17 protein-coding genes and 1 riboswitch are annotated in these 15003 nt (G+C 41.6%); of the genes, 1 reads left to right on the top strand and 16 read right to left on the bottom strand.

The window, feature by feature from the left end; genetic code table 11:
- Positions 1-82: 82 nt before the first annotated feature.
- The 5 genes from LG307_RS13120 to LG307_RS13140 all read right to left on the bottom strand — a co-directional run bounded on the left by LG307_RS13120 (position 83) and on the right by LG307_RS13140 (position 3550).
- A complete protein-coding gene (locus LG307_RS13120; protein ID WP_404450450.1) occupies positions 83-970 on the bottom strand; it encodes a superoxide dismutase in 888 nt (295 codons plus the stop codon).
- A 128-nt stretch (positions 971-1098) separates the two neighbouring features.
- Positions 1099-1587, bottom strand: a complete 489-nt coding sequence (locus LG307_RS13125) for a YpuI family protein (RefSeq protein WP_404442622.1) — start codon at positions 1585-1587, stop codon at positions 1099-1101.
- A gap of 93 nt (positions 1588-1680) precedes the next feature.
- Positions 1681-2112 (bottom strand): hypothetical protein, encoded by a 432-nt coding sequence (locus tag LG307_RS13130; protein WP_404442625.1) that lies wholly within the window; start codon positions 2110-2112, stop codon positions 1681-1683.
- A gap of 90 nt (positions 2113-2202) precedes the next feature.
- Positions 2203-2781 (bottom strand): SMC-Scp complex subunit ScpB, encoded by a 579-nt coding sequence (gene scpB, locus LG307_RS13135; protein ID WP_404442627.1) that lies wholly within the window; start codon positions 2779-2781, stop codon positions 2203-2205.
- Positions 2768-3550 carry a segregation/condensation protein A gene (locus tag LG307_RS13140; RefSeq protein WP_404442630.1) on the bottom strand — a complete coding sequence of 261 codons (783 nt, stop codon included), beginning with the start codon at positions 3548-3550 and terminating at the stop codon, positions 2768-2770. Before LG307_RS13140 ends, scpB begins: the two co-directional genes overlap by 14 nt.
- Before the next feature lie 119 nt (positions 3551-3669).
- On the opposite strand from LG307_RS13140, the gene LG307_RS13145 reads away from it, so the two are divergent.
- Complete coding sequence (locus tag LG307_RS13145) at positions 3670-4191, top strand: DUF309 domain-containing protein (RefSeq protein WP_404442633.1); 522 nt, start codon at positions 3670-3672, stop codon at positions 4189-4191.
- Between the two features lie 277 nt (positions 4192-4468).
- On the opposite strand, the gene LG307_RS13150 is transcribed toward LG307_RS13145, so the two are convergent.
- The 11 genes from LG307_RS13150 to spoVAD all read right to left on the bottom strand — a co-directional run bounded on the left by LG307_RS13150 (position 4469) and on the right by spoVAD (position 14999).
- Entirely contained in the window at positions 4469-4831 is a 363-nt protein-coding gene (locus LG307_RS13150; RefSeq protein WP_404442636.1) for a GNAT family N-acetyltransferase, read from the bottom strand.
- A 155-nt stretch (positions 4832-4986) separates the two neighbouring features.
- Entirely contained in the window at positions 4987-5451 is a 465-nt protein-coding gene (gene ribE / locus LG307_RS13155; protein WP_404442639.1) for a 6,7-dimethyl-8-ribityllumazine synthase, read from the bottom strand.
- A gap of 138 nt (positions 5452-5589) precedes the next feature.
- Positions 5590-6792 carry a bifunctional 3,4-dihydroxy-2-butanone-4-phosphate synthase/GTP cyclohydrolase II gene (locus LG307_RS13160; protein ID WP_404442641.1) on the bottom strand — a complete coding sequence of 401 codons (1203 nt, stop codon included), beginning with the start codon at positions 6790-6792 and terminating at the stop codon, positions 5590-5592.
- Between the two features lie 14 nt (positions 6793-6806).
- A complete protein-coding gene (gene ribE / locus LG307_RS13165; RefSeq protein WP_404442643.1) occupies positions 6807-7463 on the bottom strand; it encodes a riboflavin synthase in 657 nt (218 codons plus the stop codon).
- Between the two features lie 4 nt (positions 7464-7467).
- Positions 7468-8574, bottom strand: coding sequence for a bifunctional diaminohydroxyphosphoribosylaminopyrimidine deaminase/5-amino-6-(5-phosphoribosylamino)uracil reductase RibD (ribD, locus tag LG307_RS13170; protein WP_404442645.1), 1107 nt, complete (start codon positions 8572-8574; stop codon positions 7468-7470).
- 138 nt (positions 8575-8712) lie between these two features.
- Positions 8713-8863, bottom strand: a riboswitch (FMN riboswitch).
- 228 nt (positions 8864-9091) lie between these two features.
- Positions 9092-9532 (bottom strand): peptidylprolyl isomerase, encoded by a 441-nt coding sequence (locus LG307_RS13175; RefSeq protein WP_404442647.1) that lies wholly within the window; start codon positions 9530-9532, stop codon positions 9092-9094.
- 517 nt (positions 9533-10049) lie between these two features.
- Entirely contained in the window at positions 10050-11375 is a 1326-nt protein-coding gene (lysA, locus tag LG307_RS13180) for a diaminopimelate decarboxylase (protein WP_404442649.1), read from the bottom strand.
- Positions 11376-11597: 222 nt separating this feature from the next.
- On the bottom strand, positions 11598-13073 hold the full coding sequence (locus tag LG307_RS13185; protein ID WP_404450451.1) for a spore germination protein: 1476 nt from the start codon (positions 13071-13073) through the stop codon (positions 11598-11600).
- A complete protein-coding gene (locus LG307_RS13190) occupies positions 13021-13638 on the bottom strand; it encodes a stage V sporulation protein AE (RefSeq protein ID WP_404450452.1) in 618 nt (205 codons plus the stop codon). Before LG307_RS13190 ends, LG307_RS13185 begins: the two co-directional genes overlap by 53 nt.
- Entirely contained in the window at positions 13639-13989 is a 351-nt protein-coding gene (spoVAE, locus tag LG307_RS13195; protein ID WP_404442652.1) for a stage V sporulation protein AE, read from the bottom strand. It lies immediately after the preceding gene.
- Positions 13989-14999 carry a stage V sporulation protein AD gene (spoVAD, locus tag LG307_RS13200; protein WP_404442655.1) on the bottom strand — a complete coding sequence of 337 codons (1011 nt, stop codon included), beginning with the start codon at positions 14997-14999 and terminating at the stop codon, positions 13989-13991. Before spoVAD ends, spoVAE begins: the two co-directional genes overlap by 1 nt.
- Between the last annotated feature and the right edge of the window lie 4 nt (positions 15000-15003).

Raw genomic sequence — 15003 nt, forward strand, 5'->3', positions numbered from 1 at the left:
TATTTTCCGGTCACTCCGGTCTTCATTGACCACATTATCTACCCCTAACAAAAAAAGAGAGGCACAAAGCCCCCCTCACTAATCAATGCGGTTTCCACTTCAATTTTGACGCCTCTTGATAACGCTTTTCAACGTCTTTCCAATTTACGAGATTCCACCACTTATCTATATAGTCTTTGCGGTTATTTTTATATTGGAGGTAGTATGCATGCTCCCAGACATCCAATCCAAGAAGTGGAATGGTGTCCCATTGAGTAAATAGTTGCTGTTTCTCTGTTTGTAAAATTTCCAACCGATGGGCACGAGGAGACCAAACAAGCAAAGCCCACCCGACACCTTCCACTTTATCGGCAGCTTCTGAAAAATGCTTTTTAAATTTTTCATAATTGCCAAAATCTTGGACAATCTGCTGCATTAATCTCCCGCTTGGCTGACCACCGCCATTTGGAGACATGTTATCCCAGAACATAGTATGCAAATAATGACCAGATCCATGAAAAGCAGCCTCACGTTCCCAATGTTTGATTAAATCAAAATCGCCTGTTTCGCGAGCTTCTAGCATCTTCAATTCCGCCTTATTCAACCCATCCACATAGCTCTTATGATGTTTCAGGTGATGCAGCTCCATAATATCTCTAGAAATATACGGTTCAAGTGCGTTATATGGATACGGAAGTGGCGGAAGGGTATGCTGTCCAATTGCAACTCTTCCATTATTAAGGCGTCTGGCTGTGACATTTTGCAATCCTTCTGCCGTCTCTTCCACACATTTTTGAATTTCGAGTATATCAGACTCGTAAATATACGATTGCTCTTGAGCATGTTGAACTCTTTTTAGAATCCCTCTTACTTCCGGTAGCCAACTACTGCGAAAAGCATCTTTGCTAACTTGATTGGTAGTTAATAATTCCAAACACCATTCTTCCACTTCGCTTAAAAACTGTTTAAAAACAAGCTGATTTTGTTTAATCGTTCTCACCCTCCCCAGCACTCATCGTTTTATTCTATGCTCCATCTGGGCGAAACGGAACAATTCAGTAGTAAAGGAGTAAATAAACAAAAAACACCAGCCCAAAAGAAAGGGCTGGTGCATGCACATCAATTACTTTGCATCATTTTTGTTCGGTAGTCCGTTTCATAATACTCTAACTCTTCACGAACTGCTTGAAAATCACTTTCTAAGCCACGAATCACTACTTTTAATGATTCAGGTGGCGCTTCATGGAACTGAATGGAATTCTTGCCAGTATAAGCAGAACGGCTGTCCTCATACCAAGCATCATTTCTAGGTGCAAAAAACTCTTCAATACATTGGTGATATATGTTATATAAAACTTTTTCAGCAGCTGACTTTCTAAACGGTTCACTTTTCAGGATAACTTGACAAGCGTTCAACCCTTCGTCACAGAATACAGCAAGTCGACGAGTATTCAATAAAAGAAGTTCTACATACTCCTGTTTGGAAGAAGACTCTTCCATGAGCGTGGAAAGTGTAGCTTCATTCAAGAAGGCATTCAGTTGATGTACCGTGTTTCCTAAAAAGCTCTCAACCTGTTCTGTTTGTGATTTTACAATTGTATTTGCCATTGAAAAATGACCCTCCAAGTATTAGTTTTTTCTAAATGTCGGTTTCTACTACGTTACGTATGGAATGATGAAAGTATTACAAGCTTGGCCAACTTAAGAAGAAGGCTGCAATAAGAAATGAAGTGAAGATGTGAGTTGATAGCCACCTTTATTGTAAATGCCCTCAAATATTTCTCTTGTTTTCGGGATATTCACTCCTTCAAAGTAACCCGCAAGCTCTTCTTGTGTATTAATATAGATTCGCTTTCTATGACGAAAACTCGGGTTTTTGATTAAACAAGTAATGGCTACCAAATCTTTAAACGTAATTTGCTTTTCACCGATCTTGAAAATAGGATCTGTCTCTCCACGCATCGTGGGGATAAACTCAGCAAAGGTTTCGTCATAGTACCGAATGTACAGCACATGCAACGTCTTTTCTTCTCCATCATCTTCAAACGTCACTTCAGAGCGGTTAAAAAAATCCTCAGAAGTGTTGGGTTGCGCCTTTTCTAATTCATACCCTCTACTATTAATTATACGCATACGGTCACTCCCACCTGCTAATCTGTCATAGGGGCCTTCTGCTTAACAGCCTCCCATACTACTATTTTACCATAAGAGGATTAAATAATCTTAAGATTCAAACGTTTCTTGGAACTTTTCAAAGAACAAATCCGCTTCTTCGTCCATTTCTTCCATATTTACTGATAAAGACGGCAATTCTTTAATATTTTTTAGACCAAAGTAATCCAGAAATTCTTTAGTCGTACCATACAAGATTGCCCGACCCGTTCCTTCCGCCCTGCCAACTTCTTTAACTAGCGCTTTTGCTGCGAGCGTTTGTAGAGGTCTTTCACTTTTCACTCCACGAATATTCTCCACTTCCGTTCGTGTAATTGGCTGCTTGTACGCAACAATTGCCAACGTTTCGAGTGCTGCCTGTGAAAGAGTCTGCGAAGATGGAGATTCAACCAGCTTTTTCAGATAGACAGAATGCTCTTTTTTGGTGGTTAGTTGATATGTACCAGCAAGTTCTATGAGGGTGATGCCCCTCTCTTTTTTTTGATAGCCCTTTTTTAACTCATCTAATATATCGGTTGCGACATGTTCTTCCACTTCCAATACAGCAGTAAGTTCCTTCAACGTAAGCCCTTCATCCCCTGCTGCAAAAAGTAGGCTCTCTACTATCGCTTTCCAATTAATAATAGCCAATTTCTTCGTTTCCTCCTTCCTTATACGACACATATATATCTGAAAAATTGTTATCCTGTTCTAGGATAATGCTGTTCTTTTTTAAGAGTTCGAGGATTGCCAAAAATGTAACGACTACATACTCTTTGCTTGATTCCGGGAAAAGTTCATAAAAATGCTTGCGACCTTTGAATAGACGCAAATCTTGGATTAATTCCGCCATCCTCTTCTCAATGGGTATTTCTTGACGTGTAATCCTAGCTTGCATCGGTTTCTGTATCTTTTTCCTGCGCATTAGTTTCTGTAGGGCCCCGAGCATATCATATAAGGAAACATCTAATTTTACTTCTTCGGGCTTCACTTCCTTCATGAGACCACTCAAGTCACTAGGAGGCTTCGTGAAAAGATGGCTTCGTTCCTCTTCCATCTCTTTTAAATCATCTGCCGCCTCTTTATATTTTCGATACTCAATAAGTCGATTTATTAACTCTTCACGAGGATCTTCTTCGTATTCAGTAAATTCATCTACCTCATCTAAAATTTCTTCTTCATGTTTTGGAAGCAGCATTTTACTCTTGATTTCAATGAGGGTCGCTGCCATGACAAGGTACTCACTTGCAACATCTAATTGCAGTTCTTTCATGGTATGTATGTATAATAAGTATTGCTCGGTAATTTGAGCAACCGGAATATCATATATATCAATTTCCAATCTGTTGATTAAATGTAATAATAAATCCAAAGGGCCTTCAAAGGCCTCTACTTTCACATTGTATTCCTGCACAATCATTCATCCACCTAACATAAACATCAAACTATACAATAGTATAGAGTATTGTAGCAAGATTTTATAGGGTTTTCATGATTATGTTAAAATATTATTAGAATTGTAATTAAGGAGGAAATCCTTTGTATCCAAAAGCTTACCTCGATTATTTATATCATTTTCATTGTGATAGAGACTATTTTGAATGCCATGAAGTACTAGAGGAATATTGGAAGGAAAAAGATGCGGGTGAGCGTGAAATTCATTGGGTCGGTCTTATTCAAATTTCCGTAGGTCTCTACCATCATCGACGTGGAAACTTCAAAGGAGCTTTGCGGATGCTTCAAAATGCTTTTCGGATTATCGGCAAGGAGTCTTCAGAGATTGAGGCGTTGGGGCTTGATAGTGGGCGATTGCTTAAAATGCTAGAAGAGCGAATAGTTTATGTGACAAACCAAGAACCCTATGAGAGTATGAATTTGCCGATAGCTGACCCCGATTTGCTGCTGTCTTGTGATACTATGGCGAAAGAAACAAACTTGGTTTGGGGCACAGCCAGTGATTTGCGTGATGGTTCATTGGTGAACAGGCATACTCTTCGGGATCGTTCTGATGTGATTGAGGAAAGGAAAAGGCAGCTGGAATTGCGGAGAGAAAGGGGATGAACATAAGCCGGGGAGGTGGTGTCGGAGTTTGACTGTTGTTGTCGAACGGCATGTATTTGGTCCATTTCGGCTCGTATTTTCATTTTTCGGACAGTATCTGCTTCGGTTCCGCTCGTATTTTCATTTTTTGGACAGTATTTGCTCCGGTTCCGCTCGTATTTTATTTCACAGAAAGTCCGGACTTTCCCGGACTGTATCTGAGGCAAAAATCCACCTTCACAAAATAAAAACGACGTGCTTTCACAAAGAAAGCCGTCGTTTTTTTTCAAATATGCAGTTATTCACTGCATTCATTTTCATCAAGATCACATTTTTCAATAAATGCAGTCGTATATTGTGTTGTTTTGACTGCTTTGTTTGGATAAGTTTTCGTGAGTGCGACAACCATTCTTTTACCATATCCTTGCCCACGATGGGAAGGAATTACACTGATGTGTTGAATGGTGAAGCTTTCTTCTTCTAACTCGATACCAATCAATCCTATAATATCGTCTTCCTTCCAAAGGAAAAGCTGCCAGTTTTCTTTCTCTTCGTAGTCTCTCATCGATTGCTGTAATTTCTTCAGCTCTTTTTCTGTTGGCATAAAGGACATAAGACCCATAGCAATTTTCTCAAAGCTCTTCTTATAACGAATTAACATAAATTACCCCTCATTATCGAAAAAACTTTCATAAGTATAACTACAAGTAGTATAGGAAAATTATTAGAAAACGTTCCTATCTGAAAGATTTTCTTACTCTTAAGTATACATTCTATCCAAACAAAGCTTTAAAGTACACCTTTTTAAGATAAATCTTAGAATTCGCGTAATAAATTTGCCATTTCAATAGCCGCTGCAGCAGCTTCCCATCCCTTATTCCCAGCTTTCGTTCCGGCTCTTTCAATAGCCTGTTCAATGGTTTCTGTTGTAAGTACACCAAAGATTACCGGAATACCCGATTGCATGGAAGCTTGAGATACTCCTTTTGCCGCTTCGTTACATACATAGTCGAAGTGAGGAGTAGATCCACGAATTACTGTTCCAAGGGTAATTACTGCATCGTACTTACCGGAGTCGGCCATTCTTTTTGCAACCAATGGGATTTCAAACGCACCCGGTACCCAAGCTACGTCCACTTGGTCTTCTTCTACGCCGTGTCTTTTAAGTGCGTCCTGTGCTCCGCCTAGAAGCTTGCTTGTAATAAACTCATTGAATCTCCCTACTACGATTCCTACCTTAAGACCTGTTCCTACTAAATTACCTTCATATACTTTTGCCATTGTTGGTTCCTCCTAATTAACATTTATATTTTTGTTAAATACCATTGTTACTTCCTCAAAATGCTTCGCTTTCCGCAGGGCGACCTTGAGCCTCCTCGGCTTCGCATTTTGTTCCAAGTAACAAGCGTACTGGACTATTTAAAAATGCAACATATGCCCTAACTTAGTATGCTTGGTTTTTAAATAACTTTCATTAGCTTCCTTGGTGGGCATTTGAAGTGGTACTCGGTCTACTACCTCTAACTCATATCCTTTTAATCCTGCTATCTTTCGAGGATTATTAGTCAGCAACTTCATTTTGGATACACCAAGGTCTCTTAAGATCTGCGCGCCGATTCCATAATCTCGCAAATCAGCACCAAAACCCAGCTTCTCATTCGCTTCTACGGTGTCATACCCTTCCTCTTGCAACTTATAGGCACGCATCTTATTTAATAAGCCGATGCCCCGTCCTTCTTGCCTCATATAAAGAAGCACTCCGTTGCCCTCCTTCTCAATCTGAGCAAGCGCTGCATGAAGCTGGGGTCCACAATCACATCGGTTGGATCCAAACACATCTCCTGTCAAGCATTCAGAGTGCACCCGTACAAGCGTTGGAGATTCAGGGTCAATATCTCCTTTCACCAATGCAACATGTTCTTTACCATCCACAACATTGGAGTATCCAACGGCACGGAAATCACCAAATTCAGTAGGTAGTTTTATTTCAACTTCCCTTTGAACAAGCTTGTCTTTTCGGTTACGGTATTGAATCATATCTTTAATGGTAATCATTTTCAGATCGAATTTATCGGCAATTTTTCTTAACTCCGGCACACGCGCCATTGAACCGTCTTCGTTCATAATTTCACAGATTACACCAGCCGGGTAGGAGCCGCTCATTAAAGCTAAGTCGACCGCCGCTTCCGTATGACCTGCTCTTCTTAATACGCCGCCTTTTTTGGCAACAAGCGGGAATATATGCCCGGGACGCTTAAAGTCTCCTGCTTTCGAAGTTGGTGATAAGAGTTCCAGAATGGTGGTGGAACGCTCAAATGCAGAAATGCCCGTTGTAGTGGATTTATGATCAATACTGACGGTGAATGCAGTACCATGTGAATCGGTATTGTGATTAACCATCGGAACCAGGTCCAATTTATCAGCTAAATCTTCTTGCACAGGCACGCAAATTAGACCACGGCCATGTGTCGCCATGAAATTCACCACACCAGGTGTTGCCTTTTCAGCAAGCGCTATAAAATCTCCCTCATTCTCTCTGTCTTCGTCATCACAAACAATAATAACTTTGCCCTGTTGTAAATCTTCCAATCCTTCTTCTATTGAATTAAATAGTTCACTCATCTTTCTCACCCACCTTATTTGAATCCGTGCTCTTCTAAAAATGATGCTGACATACTAGATTTTCTGGCAGGAGTTCCATTCTGCTGTTGTTTCAACAAATGCTCCATATATTTAGCCAACATGTCTACTTCAATATTTACTCTATCTCCCTTACCTTTTCCTCCAAGGATTGTATCATTCAAGGTATGGGGAATAAGTGAGATAGTAAAGCTATGATCCTTTACACCGAATATTGTTAGACTTGTCCCATCAACCGTTACGGAACCTTTAAGCATTAAGTACCGTGACAGATCAGCATGGACAGTAATGGTATAGTAGACTGCATTGCCGATCCTTTTTTTATCTTGAATGGTTCCTACTCCGTCCACGTGTCCACTTACAAAATGTCCTCCGAATCTTCCATTAGCAATCATAGCTCTTTCGAGGTTCACCATAGAGCCGGCGTTCAAATGCTCCAAGGAGGTTGCACGTATCGTTTCTGGCATAACATCCACTGTAAAGCGATTTGCAGAAAAAGTGGTCACTGTTAGACAGACACCATTGACCGCAATACTGTCCCCTAGCTTCACATCTTCTAAAACTTTCTTTGCTTCAATCTCTAAAATGATTGCTTGATCGCCTCGTATGATTTGTTTGATGGTTCCTATTTCTTCAATTATTCCTGTAAACAAGCAATCACCTCCTTGGGTCTTCTTTTAGTATCGAAACAATTTTCAGGTCAGAACCAATCTTCGTCACTTCTTTTATCTCGAGTTCTACTACTTCTTCCATAGTGGCAAACCCTTCACCGCCAATTAGGGATGGAGCATCTTGTCCGCCTATCAGTTTAGGAGCAAAGTAAGTGATTACTTGCTGGATAGCTTTCTCTTTTAAAAAACTGGCATTAACTGTCGCTCCGCCTTCTACCAACAAAGACGTAATCCCAGCCTCGCCAAGCAACGTAAGAAGGTCGTTGATTTCTACTTTTTCAGAGGGAAGCGCAAGAACCTTTATATCTTCCTTGCCTTCTAGGGCCTTCACTTTTTCCAAATTCGGCTTATTACCGGTTACAATCCATGTTGGCGCCTTACCATCTGTCATCACCTTAGCATTCAAAGGAGTCCGAAAATAAGTATCTAATACGATTCTTATCGGATTTTTACCTCCATTTGGCAGTCTGGTGTCCAGACTTGGATCATCAGAGAGAACCGTACCAACCCCAACTAATATTCCGTCATGTTGATGACGATATTGATGTACATCCATGCGTGCATCAGGTCCCGTTATCCATTTACTCTCATTTGTGTGAGTGGCAGTTTTGCCATCAAGGCTGGCCGCCGTTTTCAATGTAACAAACGGTTTTCCAGTTTTTATATAATGAAAGAAAACCTGATTCAATGCCAAGGCATCTTCTTCACAAACACCAAGCTCCACTATTATCCCTGCCTCGCGTAACTTTTCTATACCTTTTCCCGCAACCAAAGGATTTGGGTCTGTGGAAGCAATAACCACCTTGCTAACTTGAGATTGAATAAGAAGATCTGAACATGGAGGCGTTTTGCCAAAATGGCTGCACGGTTCTAATGTTACATATACGGTTGAACCTCTCACTTTGTACCTGCTGCCTGCCATTTGGATAGCATTCACTTCAGCATGAGCTTCTCCTGCCCGCAAGTGGGCCCCGAACCCAACAATTTCGCCTTCTTTCACAATGACACAGCCAACAACCGGGTTTGGAGAGGTTTGACCTGTAGCACGCTTGGCTAGATCAATGGCAAATTTCATATAGTACTGATCTTCCAAAGCAAATCCCCTCCTACAAAATCAACTTAAAATAATAAAAACCTCTAAGAATATCGCCTTAGAGGTTTGGTTTGGATTAAAATTGCGTATAGGAAAATAAACAGTGTTCATACATGAATTTTTCACTGCTTGCAATCTATAATCCTTCTCCCATCCAGACTTTCACTGTCGGCCCTGGAGTTGCACCAGATCCACCGCTTTTCTTTTTCAAGAAAACCGGGTCACGGACTAAGAAGCACATGGCTTCATCACCGCCGGTAGGGAATTTCACCCACCCCCGAAGGACATTCATATGTAGTTGTATACCGTTATTATTTTAGCATATCTTCATGATAAGTAAAATTTAAAGTTTTAGATAAGTTTGTCAAACGATGAAAAACCAGTAAATTATGCCCCAGACAAGAGACATGCCGAGCAGCACGCCAAGTAAAATCCAATTCTTTTTATTCATGGTAGGTACCTGCTTTCTTTTCTTGTAAAAAAAGAGAGAGCATCTCTGCTCCCGCTTTTAAAACTATTATTCAGCGTCTGTAACTTCTACTTTCTCCATAACGTCGCCATTTTTCATATTTCTAGCTGTTTCAAGTCCAGAAGTCACTTTACCAAAAACAGTGTGAACACCGTTCAAGTGAGGTTGTGGCTGGTGTACGATGAAGAATTGGCTAGAACCAGTATCTCTTCCAGCGTGAGCCATGGAAAGGCTTCCTGCTTCATGCTTATGTGGGTTACCTTCTGTTTCACATTTGATTGTAGTGCCGCTACCGCCTGCACCAGTCCCAGTTGGGTCTCCACCTTGGCTTACGAAACCAGGGATGACACGGTGGAATGATACACCATTGTAGAATCCTTCGTTTGCTAATTTTTCAAAGTTAGCAACTGTGTTTGGCGCTTCGTTTGGATAAAGTTCGAATTCGATTTTTTCTCCGTTTTCCATAAGTATGTATCCTGTTTTTGCCATTATGAACATCTCCTTGTATCTAAAATTAAAAATGAACCAGTTATTATCATACATGATTATAGTAGGAAAAGGAAGTAAGATGGCCGGTTAAACTGCTATTTCATTTTCAAATTTCAAACTCACCGCTGTTGATTTCCGCAAATGGCTGCGCTTTCCACGGGGCGACCTTGAGCCTCCTCGGCAAGCCCGCGGGGTCTCTACATTGCCGCTACTTCCCCGTAGGACAAGGAAGGCTTCGACAGCGATACTTCGCACGAAGAAAATGCGTAGCATTTTCGAGGAGTCTTCGCCATTTGCTCCAATCCACAGCTAGAAATTGCATTAAATTAGCGTTAATGGATTTTCAGGTTGAGGTCAAATAACTACTTGCTTTTTAGGTGAATGAAGTAACTCTGTTGATTGCAGTGAAAGACGCGGAGACGCCCGCAGGCAAGCGAAGCTCCTGGAACGAAAATCAACAATTTATTAAAAAAAGCCCGCCCTTTAGAAAATAGGGTGAGCTTTTGAATGATTGGATTTATTTTGTAAGCTTGGTTTTCGCTTGAAAAGGCAGATCCAGTCTTACCAGGTCTTCGAATGTTTCTCGGCGGATGACTAGTTGGGCTTCCCCTTCTTCCACAAAAACAACAGCTGGTTTGGTGATTCGGTTATAATTGTTTGCCATTGCATATCCATATGCTCCGGTGCAGAATACCGCAAGATAATCTTCGTGATTAGCTTTTGGTAATGGAAGGTCCCAAATTAACATGTCTCCTGATTCACAGCATTTTCCTGCTATGGACACCATGTCGTCAGCTTCATCTAGCACTCTGTTTGCCAGAACGGCTTCATATTTTGCCTGATACAATGCTGGACGGATATTATCTGTCATACCACCATCAATCGCTAAATAATGCCTAATATTAGGGATCTCTTTCTTCGACCCAACAGAATAAATCGTAGTGCCAGCATCTCCAACAAGTGAACGGCCTGGCTCGATCCAAATCTCAGGCATCTTCAAATTATGATCTTTTACAAACGTTTGAACGTCTGTGATAATTTCTTCCACATAAACAGAAGCAGGAAGAGGATTGTCTTCTTCTGTGTAGCGAATTCCGAATCCGCCGCCAAGGTTCACTACGCGTGCTTCAAAACCTTCTTGTTCATTCCACTCTTTTAATGTATCAAAAAGTTTGCCTGCAGCAAGTTTAAATCCTGTTGTTTCAAAGATTTGAGAACCAATATGACAATGGATACCGAGCAAGTCCAAGTGAGAGGCACCGGAAGCAATTTTCATCGCTTTATACGCCTGGCCGCTTTGTAGATCAAATCCAAATTTGGAATCTTCTTGTCCTGTCAATATATAATCATGCGTATGAGCATTAATTCCCGGTGTGACACGAAGCAAGATCGGCATCGTATATTCATGCTTTGCACAAATGTCCTGAAGCAATGTTAATTCTAAAAAATTGTCTACAACGACGCAACCAATTTTCTTTTCCACAGCCATTTCAAGTTCTTCCACGCTTTTGTTATTGCCGTGAAAATGGATGCGATCTACTGGGAAGTCCGCTACGAGTGCCGTATATAGTTCACCACCAGATACAACATCAAGAGATAAACCCTCCTCTTTTATAAGCTGAAACATAGCAACAGAAGAAAATGCTTTACTTGCGTATGCGACTTGCGCCTTTACACCAAGATTTTTAAACGTGGTCTGAAAATCGCGTGCACGCTCTCGAATCAATGCTACATCATATACGTATAGTGGAGTGCCATAATCGGCCGCAAGCTCAATCGTGTCCACTCCTCCTATTTCCAGGTGTCCTTTGGTGTTTACTTTACTAGTTCCATGAAAATACATATGCCGTTTCCCCTCGCGCAGTTAGTTTATATGTAACCCTATTTAATACCATATTCTCTAATAGAGTGATGTGGATGTGCTCTAGCCCTGATAAAAAAATTTAAGCAAAAAACAGCTAAACAGAATCTTTAGCTGCCTCAAAACTCTTTCATTCTGTACTTGATTAAACTAAACTTTACCACACATGAATGCCTCTATCAAGCGAATATTCTTACTAGTTTGTTATTGTGGTTGTCTAAATCGATTTCTTGGATGTACAATACTCGGACGGATTTTCGCACCCGGCGTACTTCTTCTTACGAGTATCATAAACAATGCTTTTGGACTGAATGGAATGAACGGCCATAGGTATGGAGTATTTAATGAACGTGTTCCAGCCAGGAATAAAATTAATAACGTCACTCCGACAACCAAGCCTGGCACATGGAAAAATGCAACCAGAGCTAAAAGCAGCAACCGCATTATTTTATTTGCTACACTAAGCTCATAACTCGGTGTTGTAAATGACCCGATAGCCGCTACCGCTACATACAAAATAACCTCTGGAACGAATAGCCCAACGTCTATCGCAATTTGCCCAATTAATACAGCGGCAATTAACCCCATCGCAGTAGAAAGGGCGGTAGGTGTGTGTATTGCTGCCAACCTCAGGAACTCCACCCCTATATCTGCAAGAAAGATTTGAAAGACAACAGGTATATTAGATTCTTCATTTGGCCCGATAAAGCTTATCTGTTCCGGAAGCAAACTCGGTTCCAGAATCATTAAAAACCATAGTGGCAGCAGGAACAAAGAAGCAAAGATACCGCAAAAGCGAACCCAACGGACGAACGTACCTACTGCTGGGGATTGCCGGTATTCTTCTACATGCTGCACATGGTGGAAGAATGTGGTTGGGGTAATGATGACACTTGGAGACGTATCTACCATCACAATGACATGACCTTCCAACAGGTGAGTGGCAGCAACATCAGGTCTTTCGGTGTAACGTACGAGAGGGTAAGGATTATAGCCCTGTTTCACAATAAATTCTTCTACTGTTTTATCCGCCATGGTCAGCCCATCGATATCGATATTTTTTGTTTCTTTACGAACTATATCAACCAGATCAGGATCGGCTACATCTTTTATGTAAGCAAGACAAATATCCGTTTTAGATCGTTCGCCCACTTGAAAAATCTCGTAACGCAGTCTTTCATCTCTAATTCTTCTACGCGTGAGTGCAGTGTTGACAATAATATTTTCTACGTAGCCATCCCTTGCTCCCCTTACTACCTTCTCGGTATCAGGCTCTTCCGGAGTACGCCCTGGATATGCACGTGTATCGATGACAAAACCGCTGTTTTCGCCTTCAAGCAAGATGACGACCAGTCCGCTGAGCACTTGGTCGACCACTTCATCCATATACTCAATATTGTTCACTTGCTGATTTACCAAACGATTATGAACAATCTCTTTCACCTTGTATGTCTTCTTTTCAAAGTCATTGATATGAAGCAATTCTTCCATAAGTTCAATGATAAACATCGTGTCACAAAGGCCGTTTACATAATAGAGGTTCAACTCTTTGCCAAGGATGGTGAACTTCCTCACGCCAAGGTCAAAACTGACATCTAGTCCTACCTCGTCTTTAAAAAATTTCTCATTATTCGTCAGTTTCGGTGATATCGGTATTTTTTCCATTCCATTGTGAGACATCATACCCATTCCTCTCTAAAATGATTTCGACCGCTTTGCTGGTAATGGGAGCTCCTCGTTTAACATCATCTCTTCTTGCCATCTTGCCTATATCGCCAATTCCGACAATAAGCGGAAAATGCAATTCATCTAAACAATAAACGGTGTCTCCATTTATTCTTCCAATTTCCATTTCCTGTATTCCACTTTTATCAACTCCATGGGAGGAGACTTGTAGATCACGGTCAACAGTCACGTGCACTCTTGTCCATTCTGATTGATGTGTCTTAGAAGCAACCGCAATGACACCAAGCACTTCAATTTGTTGATGAGTGGCTACGTATCGAAGCGCCCGCTCGCCGGCACCTTCTCCCAGAAAACCGCTATCATCGAACATTACAAATACGGGTTCACTTTTCGCCTGCAAAATCAGCTTCACTAATTCCTCCCCGCTTAACAGGGTAGGATTGCCAAAGGAAGCAGAAATACATCTGCCGCCATAGTGTGCGGCAACAAGCTGTATCGTCTTCTTGGCGTATACATCTCCATCTGTAATTAAGATGACCCGTTTTGTAATCACATCGATCTACCCTTTCGGCTTAAAGATAAGTGCGACAATAAAAGCGAACAGAATGGCAGCTGAAATTCCCGCAGAGGTTAATTCGAAAATCCCCATTCCGATTCCGATAAAGCCATGTTTCTCTGACTGGTGCATAGCACCATGCAACAAGGAATGACCGAAGCTTGTAATTGGCACGGTTGCACCTGCACCCGCAAAATCAATCAGCTTATCATATATCCCAAATCCGTCCAGGATCGCCCCTGCTACTACAAATGTACTCATCACATGTGCCGGCGTCAGTTTGGCAAAATCCAGTAATAGTTGTCCAATAACACAAATCAGCCCGCCGACCACAAATGCTATTAGATATTCCATTATGGTTCCACCCTCTCTAACACCACTCCATGCGCAATCGTTGGAATTGATTCTTTCTGTTGAATCATAGTAGGACTTAGTAAGGCTCCCGTTGCGACTACCAGCACTTTCTTAATCATGCCAGTCATCAACTCATTGATCAGGTGAGCATACGTAACAACCGCACAACATCCACAGCCGCTTCCACCTGCAAAAACTTCTTGATCTGGCCTGAAAATCATCAACCCGCAATCACTGTGTTTCACCGAAATATCATAGCCCTCTTCTTTTAAAAGCTCTTTCAAAATTGGACTTCCGACACCCGAAAGGTCGCCTGTTACAATCAGGTCATAGGTGTCAGGGTTCACATCCAAATCTTGAAAATGGGCTTGTATCGTATCTGCCGCCGCAGGTGCCATGGCAGACCCCATGTCAAATGGATCTGTGATGCCAAGATCCATTACCCTTCCAATGGTCGCTGACGTAATACGGATAGGGCTTGGCACCTTGCTTACAAGCGCTGTTCCAGAGCCTGTCACAGTAAAGGTGGCGGAATCCGGTTTTTGGCCACCATATTCCGTTGGATAGCGGAACTGTCTTTCTGCGGTGGCATTATGACTGCTTGTGGAAGCAAGCACCCTGTTTGCAAAACCAGCGTCCACAAGCGCTGCACCTACAGCCAATGTTTCCATCGAGGTCGAACAAGCACCAAACATGCACAGGAACGGAATTTGATGATGCCGTGCCACATAATTGGCTGTTACATTCTGGTTGAGGAGATCCCCAGCAAGGAAAAAATCAATATCTGAATATTTTAGATTTACTTTTTCAAGACAAGCATTTACCGATTGCTCCATCAGCCTTCTTTCGGCAAGCTCCCAATTATCTTCCCCGCAGTGAAGCTCAACATAGGTTTTATCAAACAAAGAACCAAGTGGCCCTTCCGCTTCTTTTGGTCCAACAGCAGTTCCAGTTGAACTTATATATATTGGCTTCTCAAATACCCAACTTTGTTTTCCAGTGAGTCGCACTACC

Source organism: Sutcliffiella horikoshii, from assembly GCF_044809035.1.
In the GTDB taxonomy this organism is placed as follows: domain Bacteria; phylum Bacillota; class Bacilli; order Bacillales; family Bacillaceae_I; genus Sutcliffiella_A; species Sutcliffiella_A horikoshii_G.

Bases quoted from the DNA above. Each gene is read 5' to 3' on its own strand.
- LG307_RS13125 (WP_404442622.1), bottom strand. From the start codon at position 1,587: ATGGCAAATACAATTGTAAAATCACAAACAGAACAGGTTGAGAGCTTT.
- LG307_RS13130 (WP_404442625.1), bottom strand. From the start codon at position 2,112: ATGCGTATAATTAATAGTAGAGGGTATGAATTAGAAAAGGCGCAACCC.
- LG307_RS13140 (WP_404442630.1), bottom strand. From the start codon at position 3,550: ATGATTGTGCAGGAATACAATGTGAAAGTAGAGGCCTTTGAAGGCCCT.
- LG307_RS13150 (WP_404442636.1), bottom strand. From the start codon at position 4,831: ATGTTAATTCGTTATAAGAAGAGCTTTGAGAAAATTGCTATGGGTCTT.
- ribE (WP_404442639.1), bottom strand. From the start codon at position 5,451: ATGGCAAAAGTATATGAAGGTAATTTAGTAGGAACAGGTCTTAAGGTA.
- LG307_RS13160 (WP_404442641.1), bottom strand. From the start codon at position 6,792: ATGAGTGAACTATTTAATTCAATAGAAGAAGGATTGGAAGATTTACAA.
- LG307_RS13175 (WP_404442647.1), bottom strand. From the start codon at position 9,532: ATGGCAAAAACAGGATACATACTTATGGAAAACGGAGAAAAAATCGAA.
- lysA (WP_404442649.1), bottom strand. From the start codon at position 11,375: ATGTATTTTCATGGAACTAGTAAAGTAAACACCAAAGGACACCTGGAA.
- LG307_RS13185 (WP_404450451.1), bottom strand. From the start codon at position 13,073: ATGTCTCACAATGGAATGGAAAAAATACCGATATCACCGAAACTGACG.
- spoVAE (WP_404442652.1), bottom strand. From the start codon at position 13,989: ATGGAATATCTAATAGCATTTGTGGTCGGCGGGCTGATTTGTGTTATT.